This is a genomic window from Acidimicrobiia bacterium (assembly GCA_016650365.1).
Classification (GTDB): Bacteria; Actinomycetota; Acidimicrobiia; order Spongiisociales; family JAENVV01; genus JAENVV01.
Window position 1 is genome coordinate 1 of sequence record JAENVV010000128.1, and the last position, 1,469, is coordinate 1,469.

A 1,469-nucleotide genomic window follows, 5' to 3' on the forward strand; every position below is an offset into this window, starting at 1 on the left:
ATCGTTCGGTTCGATATCGGGGTCATCGAGAAACGCCAGCATCAGAGTTTGCGCACAGAGATCGGTGGCCGTGGCGGCATGTCCCGAAAAGAACTCCCGATAGAAGGAGTTTGGAAGATGCTCGGCAACTCCTGTCCCCCAGGCCGGCGGGGTAATCGGATCGTACCGACCCGTGGTTATGAACGTCGGGATGCTGCTGACCACCGCTTCGTTCTCTACGTCGTCGGCGCGGCCGGTGTCCCAAATTTGGCAGGCTTGATAGGTGGCCGGCCCAACCCCGAAGGAGGCATCGAAGTAGTCACCGAATTCCGGGTAGGCGTCGATGGCAGCCTGGGCGGAGTCTGGATCCGAGAACGGGGCTTCTTCTCGACACTGGACCACCGAATAGTACCCACTCGACAAAAAGGAACGGTTGGTGACCGCGTTCGAAACGAGCAAACCGAGGACAAAGGACCGGCCATCCTCAAGATCGGTAATCATCCGCGGCAGGTACCGGATTGCATCAATCGAGTAGAGCGCTTGGAAGGTAGTCCCCATCAGGGCGTCGCCATCAATGGCCGCGTTGTACCGGGCCAGGGTCAGGGCATCGCTGACTTGCACCATGATCGGCGAGGCATTCAACGCATCCACCTGTGCGAAAAACCGCGCCTCGAGGTCGGGATAGGCTGCGGAGCAGTTCGGATCTCCTTCACAGGCCGCGAAGAACTCACCCAACGCTCTGGCGAAATCGGCCGGGGTCTCGGTAACAAGATCTCGTTCCGGCGGATAGACGGAATCCAGGACCACACTCCGGATTCCCCCAGGGTGATCCCGCATAACCGTCAGTGCCAGCTTGGTCCCATACGAGATCCCATACAGATTCCACTCGTCATACCCAAGCGCCGTGCGCAAATCTGCCACGTCGGCGGCGGACTCGGCTGAGTTGTAGGCCGTGAAGTCAACCCCATCGGCGGCGATGCGATCGTGGCACGCCTGCTCGGCGTCGAGTTCGATCTGGAGTCCTTGCTCGGATTCAAGAATCGTACCGATGTAGTCGACAGTCAGATCCTCGACCTCCTTGCATGCCAACGATGGCTCCGAGTACCCGGTCCCGCGTTGGTCGAAGATGATGACATCACGTTCGCTGAGCAGCGGTGCGAAGGTATCCTTGAACGAGTACTGCACGGTCTCGAGGGCATCACCTCCTGGGCCACCTTCGAGATAAACAACCGGATCGGGTGCCGGGCTGTCTGAGGTTGATTCAAAAATGGCCACGTGAAGACGGATGATTGAAGACCCGGCCACCGACCGATTCTCCGGAACCTCGAGGTAGCCACACCGAGGATCCTGGTCGGGGACTGCCACGAATTGACATTTGCTCTCAACAAACATGGGCTGGTAGCCGGGGACACCGCCGGGGTCTGAGGTCGTCGTCCCGGGACTTCGATCGACCGTTGTCGACACCGCCGAATCATCGGTGGTCGCAGTGG

1 protein-coding gene is annotated in these 1,469 nt (G+C 59.6%); it reads right to left on the reverse strand.

Translation table 11 applies throughout. From position 1 onward, the window contains the following. Positions 1-1,344 (reverse strand): alpha/beta fold hydrolase (locus tag JJE47_07580; protein ID MBK5267280.1); only part of this gene is annotated, 1,344 nt, incomplete at its 3' end. Positions 1,345-1,469: the final 125 nt, after the last annotated feature.